The 18,957-nt window shown below is 65.8% G+C and carries 16 protein-coding genes; 11 read left to right on the top strand and 5 right to left on the bottom strand.

Annotated features, from left to right (window positions below; all coding sequences use genetic code 11):
- Positions 1 to 20: 20 nt before the first annotated feature.
- The 4 genes from ACFW0H_RS22050 to ACFW0H_RS22035 all read left to right on the top strand — a co-directional run bounded on the left by ACFW0H_RS22050 (position 21) and on the right by ACFW0H_RS22035 (position 3,094).
- On the top strand, positions 21 to 368 hold the full coding sequence (locus ACFW0H_RS22050) for a DUF4389 domain-containing protein (protein ID WP_422915986.1): 348 nt from the start codon (positions 21 to 23) through the stop codon (positions 366 to 368).
- Positions 365 to 829, top strand: coding sequence for a phosphohistidine phosphatase SixA (gene sixA, locus ACFW0H_RS22045; RefSeq protein WP_422915985.1), 465 nt, complete (start codon positions 365 to 367; stop codon positions 827 to 829). Before ACFW0H_RS22050 ends, sixA begins: the two co-directional genes overlap by 4 nt.
- 104 nt (positions 830 to 933) lie before the next feature.
- A complete protein-coding gene (locus tag ACFW0H_RS22040) occupies positions 934 to 2,601 on the top strand; it encodes an AMP-binding protein (RefSeq protein WP_422915984.1) in 1,668 nt (555 codons plus the stop codon).
- A gap of 49 nt (positions 2,602 to 2,650) precedes the next feature.
- A complete protein-coding gene (locus tag ACFW0H_RS22035; RefSeq protein WP_422915983.1) occupies positions 2,651 to 3,094 on the top strand; it encodes a hotdog fold thioesterase in 444 nt (147 codons plus the stop codon).
- A 107-nt stretch (positions 3,095 to 3,201) separates the two neighbouring features.
- Here ACFW0H_RS22035 and ACFW0H_RS22030 read toward each other — a convergent pair whose 3' ends face one another.
- From ACFW0H_RS22030 to ACFW0H_RS22010, 5 genes are all read right to left on the bottom strand, one after another.
- On the bottom strand, positions 3,202 to 4,128 hold the full coding sequence (locus ACFW0H_RS22030) for a GGDEF domain-containing protein (RefSeq protein ID WP_422915982.1): 927 nt from the start codon (positions 4,126 to 4,128) through the stop codon (positions 3,202 to 3,204).
- 240 nt (positions 4,129 to 4,368) lie between these two features.
- Positions 4,369 to 5,109, bottom strand: a complete 741-nt coding sequence (locus tag ACFW0H_RS22025) for a YciK family oxidoreductase (protein ID WP_422915981.1) — start codon at positions 5,107 to 5,109, stop codon at positions 4,369 to 4,371.
- Positions 5,110 to 5,205: 96 nt separating this feature from the next.
- Positions 5,206 to 5,877: an N-acetylmuramic acid 6-phosphate phosphatase MupP gene (gene mupP, locus ACFW0H_RS22020; RefSeq protein ID WP_459077327.1), complete on the bottom strand. Its 672-nt coding sequence runs from the start codon at positions 5,875 to 5,877 to the stop codon at positions 5,206 to 5,208.
- A gap of 5 nt (positions 5,878 to 5,882) precedes the next feature.
- Positions 5,883 to 6,581 (bottom strand): bifunctional 2-polyprenyl-6-hydroxyphenol methylase/3-demethylubiquinol 3-O-methyltransferase UbiG, encoded by a 699-nt coding sequence (gene ubiG / locus ACFW0H_RS22015; RefSeq protein ID WP_422915979.1) that lies wholly within the window; start codon positions 6,579 to 6,581, stop codon positions 5,883 to 5,885.
- Between the two features lie 21 nt (positions 6,582 to 6,602).
- On the bottom strand, positions 6,603 to 7,928 hold the full coding sequence (locus ACFW0H_RS22010) for a TRZ/ATZ family hydrolase (protein WP_422915978.1): 1,326 nt from the start codon (positions 7,926 to 7,928) through the stop codon (positions 6,603 to 6,605).
- A gap of 112 nt (positions 7,929 to 8,040) precedes the next feature.
- Here ACFW0H_RS22010 and mtnA point away from each other — a divergent pair, with 112 nt between their 5' ends.
- From mtnA to cmk, 7 genes are all read left to right on the top strand, one after another.
- Positions 8,041 to 9,117, top strand: a complete 1,077-nt coding sequence (mtnA, locus tag ACFW0H_RS22005; protein ID WP_422915977.1) for an S-methyl-5-thioribose-1-phosphate isomerase — start codon at positions 8,041 to 8,043, stop codon at positions 9,115 to 9,117.
- A gap of 383 nt (positions 9,118 to 9,500) precedes the next feature.
- Positions 9,501 to 12,275 carry a DNA gyrase subunit A gene (gene gyrA, locus ACFW0H_RS22000; RefSeq protein ID WP_422915976.1) on the top strand — a complete coding sequence of 925 codons (2,775 nt, stop codon included), beginning with the start codon at positions 9,501 to 9,503 and terminating at the stop codon, positions 12,273 to 12,275.
- A gap of 97 nt (positions 12,276 to 12,372) precedes the next feature.
- Complete coding sequence (serC, locus tag ACFW0H_RS21995; protein WP_422915975.1) at positions 12,373 to 13,458, top strand: 3-phosphoserine/phosphohydroxythreonine transaminase; 1,086 nt, start codon at positions 12,373 to 12,375, stop codon at positions 13,456 to 13,458.
- Entirely contained in the window at positions 13,458 to 14,552 is a 1,095-nt protein-coding gene (pheA, locus tag ACFW0H_RS21990; RefSeq protein WP_422915974.1) for a prephenate dehydratase, read from the top strand. Before serC ends, pheA begins: the two co-directional genes overlap by 1 nt.
- Before the next feature lie 85 nt (positions 14,553 to 14,637).
- A complete protein-coding gene (gene hisC / locus ACFW0H_RS21985; protein WP_422915973.1) occupies positions 14,638 to 15,750 on the top strand; it encodes a histidinol-phosphate transaminase in 1,113 nt (370 codons plus the stop codon).
- Positions 15,751 to 15,754: 4 nt separating this feature from the next.
- Positions 15,755 to 17,986 carry a bifunctional prephenate dehydrogenase/3-phosphoshikimate 1-carboxyvinyltransferase gene (locus ACFW0H_RS21980; protein ID WP_422916073.1) on the top strand — a complete coding sequence of 744 codons (2,232 nt, stop codon included), beginning with the start codon at positions 15,755 to 15,757 and terminating at the stop codon, positions 17,984 to 17,986.
- The gene (gene cmk / locus ACFW0H_RS21975) at positions 17,983 to 18,669 is read left to right on the top strand and encodes a (d)CMP kinase (protein ID WP_422915972.1); all 687 of its coding nucleotides are present in this window, start codon (positions 17,983 to 17,985) and stop codon (positions 18,667 to 18,669) included. The genes ACFW0H_RS21980 and cmk overlap by 4 nt, the downstream gene beginning before the upstream one ends.
- Positions 18,670 to 18,957 lie beyond the last annotated feature (288 nt).

The raw sequence follows: 18,957 nt of genomic DNA, 5'->3' as shown, positions 1-18,957 counted from the left end.
TTTCGGATAAGGAGACCCCCATGAGTGAAGCGCGTGAAGACCTGCAGCGTGAGCACATCCTGCTGCGCGTCCTGTGGATGCTGATTTTCGTCATCGTCTGGCAACTGGCCGAGATCGTCCTCGGCGCCGTGGTCCTGCTGCAACTGGGCTACCGCGCCTTCTATGGCGCGCCCAATGCGGGCCTGCTGGCCTTCGGCGACAGCCTGAGCCAGTACCTGGCGCAGATCGGCCGCTTCGGTACCTTCAATACCGAAGAAAAGCCCTGGCCCTTCGCCGACTGGCCCGAGGCCCGCTCCCCCGAGGGCGAGGCCCCTCACCAGGTGCCGCCGGCCGCCCATCCGGTGCGCGACGAAGAACCCAAGCTATGAGGCTCTGGCTGCTGCGTCACGGCGAGGCCGAGCCGCGTGCCCGCACCGACGCGGAGCGCGAGCTGACTCGCCACGGCCGCAAGGAAGTGCTGCACAGCGCCGCCCAGCTCGCCGGGCGGCCGCTGGGCGCGATACTCGCCAGCCCCTACGTGCGGGCGCAGCAGAGCGCAGAGCTGGTGCGTGATGCCCTGGGTTTCAGCGGTGCTGTCGGCACCGCGCCCTGGCTGACACCCGACAGCGACCCGCGCGAGGCCTTGAATTACCTTGCCGAGCGCAGCGAGCAGGAACTCCTGCTGGTGACCCACAACCCCTTCGTCAGCGAGCTTGCCGGCCTCCTGATCCATGGCCATCGCCAGGAGCCGGTGCCCATGAGCACGGCCAGCCTGGCCGAGCTGGAGGGCGACCTGCTGATCCCCGGACTGATGTCCCTGCGCGCCGTGCATCACGTTCGCCATCACTGACGAAACGCAACATTTCTTAACTTGCGCCTCCTCCGGGTGCGTGGAATAGTCGACCGAGCAAGTGCTTGGTTGTCCCCCACAAAAAGAATAAAGGAGGAGGCCCTGTGGCTGATGCAGTCCGTTTGCCGCTTGAAATGTTCTTCGAACGCGAAGCCCGTCACCCGAACAAGCGCTTCCTGGTCCAGCCGCTCGGCAGCGGGAGGATCGAGGAGCTGACCTGGGCCGACGTGGGCGAGCAGGCCCGCAGGGCCGCCAGCTGGTTGCGGGGGCACGACCTGCCACAAGGCAGCCGCATCGCCATCATCTCCAAGAACTGCGCCCACTGGATCATCGCCGACCTCGCCATCTGGATGGCCGGCCACGTTTCCGTCCCGCTCTATCCCAATCTCACCGCCGAATCCGTCCGCCAGGTCCTGGAGCATTCCGAGTCGGCGCTGGCCTTCATCGGCAAGCTCGACGACTGGCCGGCGATGGCCGATGGCATTCCCTCTGGCGTGCCGACCATCGCCTTGCCGATTCACCCCGCCGGTTCGTTCGACTTTGCCTGGGCCGACCTGCAGGCCGCCAACCCGATACAGGACAGCCCCCGGGGCGCTCCCGACCAGCTCGCCACCATCATCTACACCTCCGGCACCACCGGCACGCCCAAGGGCGTGATGCACAACTTCAGCAATTTCGCCTTCGCCGCCAGCCACGGCGTGCAACTGTTCCAGACCGGCGAGGAAGACCGCCTGCTGTCCTACCTGCCGCTGTGCCACGTGGCCGAGCGCATGTTCGTCGAGATGGGCTCCCTCTATGCCGGGCAGACGGTGTTCTTTGCCGAGAGCCTGGAAACCTTCCTCGAGGACCTGCGCCGTGCGCGGCCTACCGCCATCTTCGGCGTGCCGCGGATCTGGACGAAGTTCCAGATGGGGGTCTACGCGAAGATGCCGGCGCAGAAGCTCGACCGCCTGCTCCGGCTGCCCATCATCGGTCGCATGGTCGGGCGCAAGGTACTCGCCGGCCTCGGCCTGGATGCGGTGCGCAATGCCCTGTGCGGCGCCGCGCCTGTACCCGGGGCGCTGCTGGACTGGTACAAGCGCCTTGGCCTGGAAGTGCTGGAGGTGTACGGCATGACCGAGAACTGCGGTTACTCCCACCTGTGCCGCAAGGGCGAGCTGAAGCCCGGCTGGATTGGCCGCAACAGCCCGGGCGTCGAGGTGCGCATCAGCGCGGAGGGCGAAGTGCAGGTGCGCAGCGGCGCCACCATGCAGGGCTACTACAAGGACCCGGTCAAGACCGCCGAGGTCATCACCTGCGACGGCTACCTGCGTACCGGCGACAAGGGCGAGCAGGATGTCGACGGCAACCTGCGCCTGACCGGGCGAATCAAGGAGATCTTCAAGACCAGCAAGGGCAAGTACGTGGCCCCGGCGCCCATCGAGAATCGCCTGGCGGTGCATTCGCGCATCGAGCAGGTCTGCGTGGTGGGTGATGGCCTGCCGCAGCCGATGGCGCTCTGTGTGCTGTCCGAAGTGGGGCGGCAGGAAGCGGCCAACAGCGCGCGCACGGCACTGGAAGACAGCCTGCGCAGCCTGCTGGACGAGGTCAATGGTGCCCTGGACAAGCACGAGCGCCTGCAGGGCCTGGTGCTGGTCAAGGACGTCTGGGCGGTGGACAACGGCTTTCTCACGCCCACCCTGAAGATCAAGCGCAATAGGGTGGAAGACGCCTATGGCAAGCGTTTCCCCGAGTGGCTCGAACGCCAGGAAGCGGTGCTCTGGCACGAATGAACCAACCCGGCCGGGACGCGCCGTCCCGGCCATCAGCCAGGAGTGATCCATGGCCCTGTGGCAACGAACCCCCGATCTCGCGCACCTCAACGAATCCCTGAAGAACACTATCGGCGAAGGCCTGGACATCCGTTTCGAAGCCTTCGACGACGAATCCCTGACCGCCAGCATGGTGGTGGACCATCGCACCCACCAGCCCTACGGTCTGCTCCACGGCGGGGCCTCGGTGGTGCTGGCGGAAACCCTGGGTTCCACCGCCAGCTATCAGTGCATCGACACCAGCCGTTTCTATTGCGTCGGCCTGGAGGTCAACGCCAACCACCTGCGTGGCCTGCGCAGCGGACGGGTAACTGCCGTGGCGCGGTGCGTGCACCTGGGGCGTACCACGCACGTCTGGGATATCCGCCTGAGTGGCGAGGACGGCAAGCCCAGCTGCATCTCACGGCTCACCATGGCCATAGTGCCCCTCGGTGCCGAGCCGCCCCGGAGCTGATGCTTCAGCCTGGCATTGGCGCCCGGGCCGGCCTGTTCGTGTGCTGCTGATGGGGGCCTCAGTGGTCGCGGGCTCAAGGCCTGCATGCTCGCCGTCGAGGCAGGACGTCACCCCGCCATCGACAGCCGATTGCGGCCTTCGCGCTTGGCGACGTAGAGCGCCTTGTCGGCGCGGCGCAGGAGACTGTCTACCGATTCCGCCGGCAGCAGGGTGGCGCAGCCGAGGCTGATGGACAGGTCCAGTGCGCGCCCTTGGACCAGGTATTGCAGTTCGAGGATGCCCAGGCGCAGGCGCTCGCCCACCAGTGCGGCTGCCTCGCGGCAGGTGCCGGACAGCAGGACGAGGAACTCTTCGCCACCGAAGCGGAACACCATGTCGACGTTGCGCAGCCGCGCCTTGAGCGTGGTGGCGACCGCCTTCAGGACTTCGTCGCCGGTGCTGTGCCCATACTGGTCGTTGATCTGCTTGAAGTGATCGATATCCAGCATCAGCACCGACAGCGGCTGCAGGTTGCGTCGTGCCAGGTCCACCTCGCGCTGCAGGGTCTGTTCCATCGCGATGCGGTTGCCGGTATCGGTCAATGGGTCGCGCAGGGCGCTCTGGATGGCGGCGCGATAGAGCAGGGCGTTGCGCAGCGGGAAGAGCAGGCTGGCCAGCAGGGACTCCAACTGATTCAGTTCCTGGTCGTCGAAGCGCTGATTGCGGCGGAAGGTCAGCTCGCCCAGGTATTCGCCTTCATGGGTCAGGCGGTAGCCGGCGGAGTGGCTGGAACGGCTGCCGTATTCAAGGCGCAGGTCGCTGCTCTGGTGCAGGTAGGCCAGGGCATCGAGGGGAACCAGACGTTGCACCTCGTTGAAGAACAGACTGACGATGCGCTCCACATCCAGGCTGGTTTGCAGTTGCAACGTCAGATGGCGGCGAAGTTCGACCAGGCTGATGGGACGCAGCTTGGCCTGGCGAGTGCCGGTGTAGCCGAGGCGCTGCAGCTTGGCGGCGTCGAAATCGATGGTGTTGGTCTGGGTGGGAGGAACCATTGAGTTGAACCTCTGACGCAAAATGCGACGACACCAGGCATAGAGCTAATTTCGTGCCAGGAGTCCGCCTTCCTGTAAAACTTCTGTTTTTTCAATAGGTTGCGTTGCCTTTGCCAGGCTGCGCGGCAAGCCCTTGCCGGCCTGATGGCAAATTAGTGGCAATGTGACGCCGTTCACAGGGAGGTGCCGCCGTATTTCTGGCGGAGGCTGCGGCGGCCGGGCGACCGCCGCGGAGGGAGGTCATTGCGCGTCGAAAGCCTGGCCGTTAACACCGGCGCTGTCCGGCCCCATGAGATAGAGGTAGACAGGCATGATCTCGGCGGGTTCCGGATTATTTTCAGGGTTTTCGCCTGGGTAGGCCTGGGCGCGCATGCTGGTGCGGGTGGCGCCGGGGTTGACGCTGTTGGCGCGCACGCTGGCGATGCCATCGACCTCGTCGGCCAGGACCTGCATCAGGCCCTCGGTGGCGAACTTGGAAACCGCGTAGGCGCCCCAATAGGCGCGGCCCTTGCGGCCGACGCCGCTGGAGGTGAAGACCACCGAGGCGTCATTGGAGAGTTTCAGTAGCGGCAGCAGGGTGCTGGTCAGCATGAACACGGCATTCACGTTGACCTGCATGACGCGCATGAAGTTGTCACCGGAAAGCTGCTCGATGGGCGTGCGCGGGCCAAGGATGGAGGCGTTGTGCAGCAGGCCGTCGATGCGGCCGAATTCGGCTTCCAGGGTTGCCGCCAGTTCGTCGTACTGGTGCGGCTGGGCGGTTTCCAGGTTGAAGGGGATCACCGCGGGTTGCGGATGGCCGGCGGCCTCGATCTCGTCATAGACGGCATTCAGGCTGGCTTCGGTCTTGCCCAGCAGGAGCACGGTGGCACCGTGGGCGGCGAAGGTCTTGGCGGCGGCCGCGCCGATGCCACGGCCGGCGCCGGTGATCAGGATGACCCGATCCTTGAGCAGGTCGGGGCGGGCGGAATACTGGAACATGGGAACTCCTTCGGAGAGCTGCAAGCGGCAAGCATCAAGCAGCAAGTAAAAGCATCTGGGAGCGCGCCGGGCAGCTTGCGGCTTGCCGCTGCTGCGTCAGCAACTGCACAGCGCGCGGTCGAGCACGGCGCGCAGTTCGAGTGGGTGGTCGACCACCACGTCGGCGCCCCAGTGCGCCGGGTTGTCGCTGGGATGGATATAGCCGTAGCTGACGGCGGCGGTGCGGGTGCCGGCGGCGCGGCCGGACTCGATATCGCGCAGGTCGTCACCGACGAAGAGCACGCTGGCCGGGTCCAGGTTCAGCTTGCTGCAGGCCAGCAGCAGCATTTCCGGGTCCGGCTTGCTGTTCTTCACGTGATCGGGGCAGATCAGCACGGCGGAGCGCCCAGCGAGGCCAAGCTGCTCCATGATGGGTTCGGCGTAGCGCACCGGCTTGTTGGTCACCACGCCCCAGATCAGCTTGGCCTGCTCGATGTCCGCCAGCAGTTCGTCGATGCCGTCGAAGGGGCGGGTGAGCACGGCGCAGTGATTCTGGTAGCGCTCCAGGAACTCCAGGCGCAGGGGCTCGAACTCCGGAGCTTCCGGGTCCATCTCGAAGGCGGTGGCGACCATGGCGCGGGCGCCGCCGGACACCACGTCGCGGATCGCCTTCTCATCCCGGGGCGGCAGGCCACGCTCGGCGAGCATGGCCTGGCAGATGGCGATGAAGTCCGGCGCCGAGTCGAGCAGGGTGCCGTCCATATCGAAAAGTACCGCTTGAAGACGCATGCCGGTCACTCCTCGCGCAGGGTCTGGATCATGTAATTGACGTCGACGTCGGCTTCCAGCTTGTAGTGCTTGGTCAGCGGGTTGTAGGTCAGGCCGATGATGTCCTTCACGGAAAGGCCGGCGGCACGGCTCCAGGCGCCGAGTTCGGACGGGCGGATGAATTTCTTGAAATCATGGGTGCCGCGGGGCAACAGCTTCATGATGTATTCCGCGCCGACGATGGCGAAGAGGTAAGCCTTGGGGTTGCGGTTGATGGTGGAGAAGAACACCTGGCCGCCCGGCTTGACCAGGGTGTGGCAGGCGCGGATCACCGAGGCAGGGTCGGGCACGTGCTCGAGCATCTCCATGCAGGTGACCACGTCGAACTGGCCGGGCATCTCGGCGGCCAGGGCTTCGGCGGTGATGCGCCGGTACTCCACCGGCACGCCCGATTCAAGCTGGTGCAACTGGGCTACCGCCAGTGGCGCCTCGCCCATGTCGATGCCGGTAACGGTGGCGCCGCGCTGGGCCATGGATTCGCTGAGGATGCCGCCGCCGCAGCCGACGTCCAGCACCTTCTTGCCGGCCAGCCTGGCGCGCTCGTCAATCCAGTTGACCCGCAACGGGTTGATGTCGTGCAGGGGCTTGAACTCGCTCTCGCGGTCCCACCAGCGGTGGGCGAGGGCCTCGAACTTGGCGATTTCGACGTGATCGACGTTGGTCATGGGATGTCCTCGAAACAGAATTCAGTGGCCGGCGATGCGCTCGCCCCAGGCGCGGGCGGTGGCGCCCAGGCGCTCTTCGTCCAGGCGGGTCAGGCGGCCGTCGTCCAGCAGTTGCTTGCCGTCGACCCAGAGGTGCCGCACCGCGTCGCGCCCGGTGGCATAGATAAGCTGTGAAACCGGGTCGTATACCGGTTGCTGGGCCAGCCCGGAGAGGTCGAAGGCTACCAGGTCGGCGGCCTTGCCCAGTTCCAGTGAGCCGGTGTCCTGGTCGATCCCCAGGGCGCGGGCGCCGTTCAGGGTGGCCATGCGCAGGGCTCGGTGGGCGTCCAGGGCGCTTGCCGAGCCGGCGACCGCCTTGGCCAGGAGGGCGGCGGTACGGGTTTCGCCGAGCAGGTCCAGGTCATTGTTGCTGGCTGCGCCGTCGGTGCCAATGGCGACATTCACGCCGGCCTGCCAGAGGCGTTCCACCGGGCAGAAACCGCTGGCCAGCTTGAGATTGGATTCCGGGCAGTGGATCACGCTGCTGTTGCTTTCCACCAGCATGGTCAGGTCGGCCTCGTCCAGCTGGGTCATGTGCACGGCCTGGAAGCGCGGGCCCAGCAGGCCCAGGCGGGCGAGCCGCGCCACCGGGCGCTCGCCGCGCTGTTCGAGGCTCTGCTGGACCTCGAAGGCGGTTTCCTGGACGTGCATGTGGATCCCTGCGTCCAGTTCTTCGGCCAGCACACGGATGCTTTCCAGTTTGTCGTCGCTGACGCTGTAGGGGGCGTGGGGACCGAAGGCGACCTTGATTCGCGGGTGGTGCTTGAGGTCACTGAACAGTTCGACGCCGCGGCGGATGGCTTCGGCGGCATCGACCGCGCCGGGAATGGGGAAGTCCAGCACCGGAATGGCCAGCTGCGCCTTGATGCCGGCGGCATGGATGGCGGCGCTGGACTGGTCCGGAAAGAAGTACATGTCGGAGAAGCAGCTGATGCCGCCTTTGATCTGCTCGGCCACGGCCAGTTCGGTGCCGTCCCGGACGAATGTTTCATCGACCCACTTGGCTTCGGCGGGCCAGATGTGTTCCTGTAGCCAGGTCATCAGCGGCAGGTCGTCGGCCAGGCCGCGGAACAGCGTCATGGCGGCGTGCCCATGGGCATTGATCAGGCCCGGTGCCAGTAGCATGCCGGGCAGTTCGCGGCGCTCATGGGCCTCATGGCGCAGCGCGATCTCCCGCGGTGCCAGCAGGGCGATGCGGCCGTCACGGATCCCCAGCGCGTGATCCCGCAGCACCACGCCGGCGGGTTCCACCGGGACTATCCAGGACGGGAGCAGGAGCAGATCGAGCGGAGCGTTGGAACTGGGCATGGGGGCGCATCCCGGGCGCAAAATGAAGTGGCGGCAGTATACCCGAGCCAGAAGGGCTCCGGCTCGCTATAATCTGCGGTTTTTCCGCGAGTTACGGGTGGCGAGGTGGTCGATGCGTGAACAATTGTTAGCGGCCGAGAAGGTCAAGGCCATCGACTGGCGGGACGGCGTGCTCCATTTGCTTGACCAGCGCCTGCTGCCTGCCGAGGAAATCTGGCTGTCCTATGAGTCCGCCGAGGGCGTTGCCCAGGCCATTCGCCAGATGGTGGTGCGCGGAGCACCGGCCATCGGCATCAGCGCCGCTTATGGCGTGGTGCTGGGTGCCCGGGCGCGCATCGCCGCCGGTGGCGACTGGCGCGCGGCCCTGGAGGCCGACTTCAAGGTGCTTTCCGAGTCCCGGCCTACGGCGGTCAACCTGTTCTGGGCGCTGAACCGCATGCGCGAACGGCTGGAACGCGTGCGCGACGGCGAAACCCCGCTGCAGGCGCTGGAGGCGGAGGCCATCTCCATCCACGAGAGCGACCGCGAGGCCAATCTGACCATGGCCCAGTTGGGCATGGAGCTGATCCGCAAGCACCAGGGCAGTCCCCAGGCGCTTTTGACCCACTGCAACACCGGTGCCTTGGCCACCGGCGGTTTCGGTACCGCCCTTGGGGTGATCCGTGCCGCGCATCTGGATGGCCTGGTGGAGCGGGTCTACGCCGACGAAACCCGGCCCTGGCTGCAGGGCGCCCGCCTGACCGCCTGGGAACTGGCCAACGAGGGTGTGCCGGTGAGCCTCAACGCCGATGCCGCCGCCGCCCACCTGATGAAGACCGCCGGCATCACCTGGGTCATCGTCGGCGCCGACCGCATTACCGCCAATGGCGACGTGGCGAACAAGATCGGCACGTACCAGCTCGCGGTCAACGCCATGCACCACGGTGTGCGCTTCATGGTGGTGGCGCCCAGTTCCACCATCGACATGTCCCTGGAGAGCGGTGACGACATCCCGATCGAGGAGCGTGATGGCTCCGAACTGCTGGACCTGGGTGGGCGTCGCGTCGCGGCGGAAGTCCATGCGGTGAATCCGGTGTTCGACGTGACTCCGGCTGACCTGATCGATGCCATCGTGACCGAGAAGGGCGTGGTCGAGCGTCCCGACGCCGCCAAGATGGCCCAATTGATGTGTCGCAAACGCCTGCACTGAGCCTGCAAGCTGCGTGAACACTGCTGCGCTCGGTGATGCTGCGTTGAAAGCAGCCTCAAAATGCTCATTTACCACTCGTAAACTGCGCTTTTGCGTCTGCTTTCGCCTTGCCTGACCTTCGCTCGCGACGTGTTCACTTTGCTTGCTGGTGCGGCATTTCACCCTGCCGGCGGACCGCCCGGCGGGGTAGGTGCAAGGCGGTGACTGTGGTAAGCTCCGGCAGTTATTGCCGCCCCTCCATCGAGGCGGCGAAATTGCACAGATCCTTGGCTTAACTCGTTGATTTGTCGTGAGTCGCTGCCGCATTCGGCCGCAGTGACGAGCTTCGCGCCGCTCAGGACGAGTGGGGCGGAGTTTCATCAGAAAAAGGAACCAGGCTTCTCATGGGCGAACTGGCCAAAGAAATCCTCCCGGTCAATATCGAAGACGAGCTGAAACAGTCCTACCTCGACTACGCGATGAGCGTGATCGTCGGGCGTGCCTTGCCGGACGCGCGCGACGGCCTGAAGCCGGTGCACCGTCGCGTCCTCTACGCGATGAGCGAACTGGGCAACGACTGGAACAAACCCTACAAGAAGTCCGCCCGTGTGGTCGGTGACGTGATCGGTAAGTACCACCCGCACGGCGACACCGCGGTATACGACACCATCGTCCGCATGGCCCAGCCTTTCTCGCTGCGCTACCTGCTGGTGGATGGCCAGGGCAACTTCGGTTCGGTGGACGGCGACAACGCTGCGGCCATGCGATACACCGAAGTGCGCATGTCCAAACTGGCCCACGAGTTGCTGGCCGACCTGGAAAAGGAAACCGTGGACTGGGTGCCCAACTACGACGGCACCGAACAGATTCCCGCGGTCATGCCGACCAAGATCCCCAACCTGCTGGTCAACGGTTCCAGCGGTATCGCCGTGGGCATGGCCACCAACATCCCGCCGCACAACCTGAGCGAGGTCATCGACGGCTGCCTGGCGCTGATGGACAACTCCGAGCTCTCGGTCGATGAACTGATGAAGTACATCCCGGGTCCGGACTTCCCCACCGCGGGCATCATCAACGGCCGCGCCGGCATCATCGAGGCCTACCGCACCGGCCGTGGCCGCATCTATATACGTGCCCGCGCCGAAATCGAGGACATGGAGAAGGGCGGCGGCCGCCAGCAGATCGTGGTCACCGAGCTGCCCTACCAGCTGAACAAGGCGCGCCTGATCGAGAAGATCGCCGAGCTGGTCAAGGAGAAGAAGCTCGAAGGCATCACCGAACTGCGCGACGAGTCCGACAAGGACGGTATGCGCGTGGTGATCGAACTGCGCCGTGGCGAAGTGGGCGAGGTCGTCCTGAACAACCTCTATGCCCAGACCCAGATGCAGAGCGTGTTCGGCATCAACGTGGTGGCACTGGTCGATGGCCAGCCGCGCACGCTGAACCTGAAGGACATGCTCGAGGTGTTCATCCGTCACCGCCGCGAAGTGGTGACCCGCCGGACCGTCTACGAGCTGCGCAAGGCCCGTGAGCGCGGCCACATCCTCGAAGGCCAGGCTGTCGCGCTGTCCAACATCGACCCGGTGATCGAGCTGATCAAGTCCTCGCCGACCCCGGCCGATGCCAAGGAACGCCTGATCGCCACCCCTTGGGAATCCAGCGCGGTGGAAGCCATGGTCGAGCGCGCCGGCGCCGACGCCTGCCGCCCGGAAGACCTGGACTCGCAGTACGGCCTGCGTGACGGCAAGTACTACCTGTCCCCGGAGCAGGCCCAGGCCATCCTGGAACTGCGCCTGCACCGCCTGACCGGCCTGGAGCACGAGAAGCTGCTGGCCGAGTACCAGGAAATCCTCACCCTGATCGGTGAGCTGATCCGCATCCTCACCAGCCCCGAGCGCCTGATGGAAGTCATCCGCGAAGAGCTGGAGAAGGTGAAGGCCGAGTTCGGCGATGCCCGCCGCACCGAGATCGTCGCGTCCCAGGTGGACCTGACCATCGCCGACCTGATCACCGAAGAAGAGCGCGTCGTCACCATCTCCCACGGCGGCTACGCCAAGTCCCAGCCGCTGGCCGCCTACCAGGCCCAGCGCCGTGGCGGCAAAGGCAAGTCGGCCACCGGGGTGAAGGACGAGGACTACATCGAACACCTGCTGGTCGCCAACAGCCATGCCACCCTCCTGCTGTTCTCCAGCAAGGGCAAGGTCTACTGGCTGCGCACCTTCGAGATTCCGGAAGCCTCCCGCACCGCGCGGGGCCGTCCGCTGGTCAACCTGCTGCCGCTGGACGAGGGCGAACGCATCACCGCGATGCTGCAGATCGACCTGGAAGCCCTGCAGCAGAGCGCCGGTGCTGACGAAGACCTGGAAGAGAACGAAGGCCTGGTGATCGAGGGCGAAGTGGTCGAAGCCGAAGGTGGCGACGACGAGAGCGCCGACCTCGACGACGAGCAGGACGAGCCCACCGGCGCCTACATCTTCATGGCCACCGCCTTCGGTACCGTGAAGAAGACCCCGCTGGTGCAGTTCAGCAAGCCCCGTACCAGCGGCCTGATCGCCCTGAAACTGGAAGAGGGCGACACCCTGATCGCCGCGGCCATCACCGACGGCGCCAAGGAAGTCATGCTCTTCTCCGATGGCGGCAAGGTCATCCGCTTCAAGGAAAAACACGTGCGCACCATGGGCCGTACCGCCCGCGGCGTGCGCGGCATGCGCCTGCCGGAAGGCCAGAGCCTGATCTCCATGCTGATTCCGGAAGCAGGCGCGCAGATCCTCTCCGCCTCCGAACGTGGCTACGGCAAGCGCACCCCGCTGGACGACTACCCGCGTCGCGGCCGCGGCGGGCAGGGCGTGATCGCCATGGTCACCAACGAGCGCAACGGCAAGCTGGTGGGCGCCGTACAGGTGCAGGACGGTGAGGAAATCATGCTGATTTCCGACCAGGGCACCCTGGTGCGTACCCGCGTTGACGAGGTCTCCAGCTCCAGCCGCAACACCCAGGGCGTGACCCTGATCAAGCTGGCCAAGGACGAGACCCTGGTCGGCCTGGAGCGCGTGCAGGAGCCGTCCGGCGATGACGAGGACGAAGAGCTGGAAGGCTTTGATCCGACCGTCGACGCCGTGGCCGATGCCGAGGCGGACGACGTTCAGCAAGACGACGCCCAGCCGGCTGGCGACGAGTAACAGTTGTGAACCGGGCGGGCCGTCGCCGGCCTGTCCATTCGGTAGATGACAATCGGCGGGGGCACTGGTGTCCCCGCGCTACCCAGTGAGAGTGGATGTGAGCAAGCGAGCCTTTAACTTCTGCGCCGGCCCGGCCGCGCTTCCGGAAGCTGTTCTGCAACGCGCCCAGGCGGAACTCCTCGATTGGCAGGGCAAAGGCCTGTCCGTCATGGAAATGAGCCACCGCAGCGATGACTACGTTGCCATCGCCGAGAAGGCCGAGCAGGACCTGCGCGACTTGATGTCCATCCCCTCCAACTACAAGGTGCTGTTCCTCCAGGGCGGCGCCAGCCAGCAATTCGCCGAGATTCCGCTGAACCTGCTGCCGGAGAACGGCGTCGCCGACTATGTCGAAACCGGCATCTGGTCGAAGAAGAGCCTGGAAGAGGCCAGCCGCTTCGGTCGCGTGAACGTCGCCGCCAGCGCCAAGGGCTACGACTACTTCGCCATCCCCGGCCAGAACGAGTGGCAGCTGTCCAAGGACGCCGCCTACCTGCACTACGCCTCCAACGAAACCATCGGCGGCCTGCAGTTCGACTGGATTCCGGAAGTGGGCGACGTGCCCCTGGTGGTGGACATGTCCTCGGACATCCTCTCCCGCTCGCTGGACGTTTCCCGCTTCGGTCTGATCTACGCCGGCGCGCAAAAGAACATCGGCCCGAGTGGCCTGGTGGTGGTCATCGTCCGCGAAGACCTGCTCGGCCGCGCCCGCGCCAGCTGCCCGACCATGCTCAATTACAAGGTCGCCGCCGATAACGGCTCCATGTACAACACCCCGGCCACCTTCTCCTGGTACCTCTCGGGCCTCGTGTTCGAGTGGCTGAAGGAGCAGGGCGGCGTCGAGGCCATGGAACAGCGCAACAAGGCGAAGAAGGAACTGCTCTACGGCTTCATCGACCAGAGCGACTTCTACACCAACCCGATTTCCCACAACGCCCGCTCCTGGATGAACGTTCCGTTCCGCCTGGCCGACGAGCGCCTGGACAAGGACTTCCTCGTCGGCGCCGACGCCCGTGGCCTGCTGAACCTCAAGGGCCATCGCTCGGTCGGTGGCATGCGTGCCTCTATCTACAACGCCGTCGGCCTCGACGCGGTTGAAGCCCTGGTGGCCTACATGGCGGAGTTCGAGAAGGAGCGCGGCTGATGTCCGAGCAGGAACTCAAGGCGCTGCGCCTGCGCATCGACAGCCTCGACGAGAAGATCCTCGAACTGATCAGCGAGCGTGCCCGCTGCGCCCAGGATGTGGCGCGGGTGAAGATGGCCTCCCTGCCCGAGGGCGAGACGCCGGTCTTCTACCGCCCCGAGCGCGAAGCCTGGGTGCTCAAGCACATCATGGATCGCAACAAGGGCCCGCTGGACAACGAAGAGATGGCGCGGCTGTTCCGCGAAATCATGTCCTCCTGCCTGGCCCTGGAGCAGCCGCTCAAGGTCGCGTACCTCGGCCCGGAAGGCACCTTCACCCAGGCCGCGGCGCTCAAGCATTTCGGCCATGCGGTGATCAGTTCGCCAATGGCTGCCATCGACGAAGTGTTCCGCGAAGTGGCCGCCGGCGCGGTGAACTTCGGCGTGGTGCCGGTGGAGAACTCCACCGAGGGTGCGGTGAACCACACCCTGGACAGCTTCCTCGAGCACGACATGGTGATCTGTGGCGAGGTGGAGCTGCGCATTCACCACCACCTGCTGGTGGGCGAGACCACCAAGACCGACAACATCACCCGCATCTACTCCCACGCACAGTCCCTGGCCCAGTGCCGCAAGTGGCTGGACGCCCACTACCCGAATGTCGAGCGCGTGGCGGTATCCAGCAACGCCGACGCGGCGAAAAGGGTGAAGAGCGAGTGGAACTCGGCGGCCATCGCCGGTGACATGGCGGCCGGCCTCTATGGCCTGACCAAGCTCTGCGAAAAGATCGAGGACCGCCCGGACAACTCCACGCGCTTCCTCATCATCGGCAACCAGGAAGTGCCGCCCACCGGCGACGACAAGACCTCCATCATCGTCTCCATGCGCAACAAGCCGGGCGCCCTGCACGAACTCCTGGTTCCGTTCCACAACAACGGCATCGACCTGACCCGCATCGAGACCCGCCCGTCCCGCAGCGGCAAGTGGACCTACGTGTTCTTCATCGACTTCGTCGGCCACCACCGCGACCCGCTGATCAAGGACGTGCTGGAGAAGATCAACCAGGAAGCCGTTGCCCTGAAGGTGCTGGGTTCCTACCCCAAAGCGGTGCTCTAATCAGTAGCGGCAAGCTGCAAGCCTCAAGCTGCAAGCGGAGCGGCGTGTGGCTTGACTTGCGGCTTGTAACTTGAGGCTTGTAGCTATGTCGTGTGACTTCCTCGCCCTTGCCCAGCCGGGCGTGCAGAAACTTTCGCCCTACGTTCCCGGCAAGCCGGTGGATGAACTGGCCCGCGAGCTGGACCTCGATCCGGCCGGCATCGTCAAACTGGCCAGCAATGAGAACCCCCTCGGCCCGAGCCCCAAGGCCCTGGAGGCCATCCGCAATGAGCTGGCCGAGCTGACCCGCTACCCCGACGGCAACGGATTCGAGCTCAAGCGCCGCCTGGCCGAGCGCTGCGGCGTGACCCCGGCCCAGGTGACCCTGGGCAATGGGTCGAACGACATTCTCGACCTGGTGGCCCGCGCCTACCTGGCCCCCGGACTCAACGCCGTGTTCAGCGAGCACGCCTTCGCCGTCTATCCCATCGCCACCCAGGCCGTGGGCGCCACCGGCAAGGTGGTTCCGGCCAAGGACTGGGGTCATGACCTGCCGGCCATGCTGGCGGCCGTCGACACCAATACCCGTGTGGTCTTCATTGCCAACCCGAACAACCCCACTGGCACCTGGTTCGGTCCGGCGGCGCTGGAAGACTTCCTCGCCAAGGTGCCGGAAAACGTCCTGGTAGTGCTGGACGAGGCCTACATCGAATACGCCGAGGGCGATGAGTTGCCCGACGGCCTTAACTATCTGGGCCGTTATCCGAACCTGCTGGTGTCCCGCACCTTCTCCAAGGCCTATGGCCTGGCCGCGCTACGGGTGGGCTACGGCCTGTCCAGCGCCCAGGTGGCCGACGTGCTGAACCGCGTGCGCCAGCCCTTCAACGTCAACAGCCTGGCCCTGACCGCCGCCTGCGCCGCGCTGGATGACGCCGACTACCTGGCCGAGAGCCGCCGCGTCAACGATGCCGGCATGCTCCAGCTGGAAGAAGGCTTCCGCACCCTGGGGCTGTCCTGGATTCCCTCCAAGGGCAACTTCATCGCCGTCGACTTCGGCCGCGACGCGGCGCCGATCAACCAGGCCATGCTGCGCGAAGGGGTGATCCTGCGTCCGGTGGCCGGCTACGGCATGCCGACCTTCCTGCGCGTCTCCATCGGCCTGCCGGAAGAGAACGCCCGCTGCCTGGAAGCCCTGGCCAAGGTGCTCGGCCGTGGCTGATGTCATGACCGTGCAACAGGGCGCCCCTATCTTCGGGCGCCTGGTGGTGATCGGTCTCGGCCTGATCGGCGGCTCCTTCGCCAAGGGGCTGCGTGAAAAGGGCCTGTTCACCGAAGTGGTGGGTGTCGACAAGGACCAGGAGTCCTGCCGCATCGCCGTCGAAACCGGCGTGGTCGACCGTTGCGAGAGTGACCTCGCCGCGGCTTGCCACGGTGCGGACGTGATCCAGCTGGCGGTACCCATCCTGGCCATGGAAAAGCTCCTCGGGGACCTGGCGAAGCTCGACCTGGGCGACGCCGTGCTGACCGATGTCGGCAGCGCCAAGGGCAACGTGGTACGCGCGGCGCACCGGGTCTTCGACGGCATGCCGGCGCGCTTCGTCCCCGGTCACCCGATCGCCGGCTCGGAGAAGAGCGGGGTAGAGGCGGCCAACGCCAGCCTGTTCCGCCGCCACAAGGTGATCCTCACGCCGGTGGAGAACACCGATTCCGCCGCCCTGCAGTGTGTCGACCAGCTCTGGCGCGCCCTGGGTGCGGACGTTGAACATATGGAAGTCGAGCACCACGACGAGGTGCTCGCAGCGACCAGCCACCTGCCGCACCTGCTGGCATTCGGGCTGGTCGACTCGCTGGCCAAGCGCAGCGAGAATCTGGAGATATTCCGTTACGCCGCCGGCGGTTTCCGCGACTTCACGCGGATCGCCGGCAGCGACCCGGTGATGTGGCACGACATCTTCCTCGCCAACCGCGACGCCGTGCTGCGCATCCTGGACGCATTTCGCGCCGACCTCGACGCCCTGCGCGGCGCGGTCGACGCTGGGGACGGGCATGAATTGTTGGGCGTGTTCACCCGCGCCCGCTTCGCCCGCGAGCATTTCAGTAAAATTCTGGCCCGCAGGGCCTATGTGGACGCCATGCACAACAACGACCTGATTTACCTGGCGCAGCCGGGTGGCCAACTCGCCGGACGTGTTCGCGTACCGGGCGACAAGTCCATTTCTCACCGTTCCATCATGCTCGGCTCCCTGGCCATCGGGACCACCGAAGTCGAAGGCTTCCTCGAGGGCGAAGACGCCCTGGCGACCCTGCAGGCCTTCCGCGACATGGGCGTGGTCATCGAAGGGCCGCACCATGGCCGCGTGACCATCCACGGCGTCGGCCTGCACGGCCTGAAGCCGCCGCCCGGCCCGCTCTACCTCGGCAACTCCGGCACCTCCATGCGCCTGCTCAGCGGCCTGCTGGCGGCTCAGCCGTTCGACACCACCCTGACCGGCGACGCCTCGCTGTCCAAGCGCCCGATGAACCGCGTGGCCAAGCCCCTGCGCGAGATGGGCGCGGTGATCGAGACCGGCGCCGAAGGCCGTCCGCCACTGACCATCCGTGGCGGCCAGCGCCTGACCGGCATGAGCTACGAAATGCCCATGGCCAGCGCCCAGGTGAAATCCTGCCTGCTGCTCGCCGGCCTCTACGCCGCCGGCGAAACCGCCGTCAGCGAGCCGGCACCGACCCGTGACCACACCGAGCGCATGCTCCAGGGCTTCGGTTACCCGGTGAAGGTGGACGGCAACACTGCCACCGTCGAGAGCGGCCACAAGCTCAGCGCTTCCCGCATCGAAGTGCCGGCGGACATCTCCTCGGCCGCCTTCTTCCTGGTGGCTGCGAGCATCGCCGAAGGCTCCGAACTGGTGCTGGAACACGTAGGCATCAACCCCACCCGTACCGGCGTGATCGACATCCTCAAGCTGATGGGCGGCGACATCACCCTGGAGAACCAGCGTGAAGTCGGCGGTGAGCCGGTGGCCGACATCCGCGTGCGCGCGGCCAAGCTGAAGGGCATCGACATTCCCGAAGACCTGGTGCCGCTGGCCATCGACGAGTTCCCCGTGCTCTTCGTCGCCGCCGCCTGCGCCGAAGGCCGCACTGTGCTGCGCGGCGCCGAGGAACTGCGGGTGAAGGAATCCGACCGCATCCAGGTAATGGCCGACGGCCTGATCGCCCTGGGCGTAAAAGCCGAGCCGACCCCGGACGGCATCGTCATCGAAGGCGGCCCCATGGGCGGCGGCGAAGTCTGGAGTCACGGCGACCACCGTATCGCCATGTCTTTCAGCGTGGCCTCGCTGCGCGCCAGCGCACCGATCCGCATCCATGACTGCGCCAACGTCGCCACCTCCTTCCCGAACTTCCTCGGGCTGGCGGCCCAGGCCGGCATCCGTGTGGCGGAAGAGGGCAAGGCATGAACGCCAATGTGCCCGTGATCGCCATCGACGGTCCCAGCGGTTCCGGCAAGGGCACGGTCGCCGGCCTTCTGGCCAAGCGCCTGGGCTGGCGTCTGCTGGACTCCGGTGCGCTGTACCGCCTGCTGGCCTTCGCTGCGCGTAACCATGGCGTCGACCTGACCAACGAGGAATCCCTCAAGGTCCTCGCGGCGCATCTGGACGTGCAGTTCAATGCCATCGCCGGTGGTGGGCAGCGCATTATCCTGGAAGGCGAAGACGTCACCGACGTGATCCGTTCCGAACAGGTGGGCGCCGGCGCCTCCCAGGTCGCGGCGCTGCCAGCCGTGCGCGACGCCCTGCTACAACGCCAGCGGGCCTTCCTCGAAGCCCCCGGCCTGGTGGCCGACGGCCGCGACATGGGCACCGTGGTGTTCCCTCAGGCGCAGCTGAAGATCTTCCTCACCGCCAGTGCTGAAGAGCGCGCCCGTCGCCGTTACTTGCAGCTCAAGGGCAAGGGCATGGAAGCCGACATGGTGTCCCTGCTGACGGAGATCCAGGAGCGTGACGAACGTGACAGCCAGCGCTCGGTGGCTCCGCTCAAGCCGGCCCCGGACGCGATGATCCTGGACTCCACCAGCCTCAGCATCGACGAGGTGCAGGCGAAGATCCTCCAGGCCTTCGCCGCCCTTGGTCTGGATGACTGAGCCCGGGTCGAAACAAGAAAGCCGCAGTGCCTGAGTCGGCATGAACGCAAAAGCCCCGCCAATGCGGGGCTTTTTGTTTGGATGCATGGGGGCGGGATCGTAGGGTGGATAACGCTTTTCTATCCACCAACACGGCCTGGCCCGGCTCCGATGGTGGATAGAAAAGCGTTATCCACCCTTGTATCTCGACTAGCGTCCTTTCAAAGAGCGATAGTCCCCGACTGATCATCGGGGGAGGGTCAGGAAGCCGTATCCACCCTTAGGCCTCGAGCTTGCGACGTAGATAGT

Source organism: Metapseudomonas cellulosilytica (assembly GCF_049334135.1).
GTDB lineage: Bacteria > Pseudomonadota > Gammaproteobacteria > Pseudomonadales > Pseudomonadaceae > Metapseudomonas.
The sequence above is the reverse complement of the archived record's forward strand: the minus strand, read 5'-3'. Positions and strand labels throughout refer to the sequence as shown.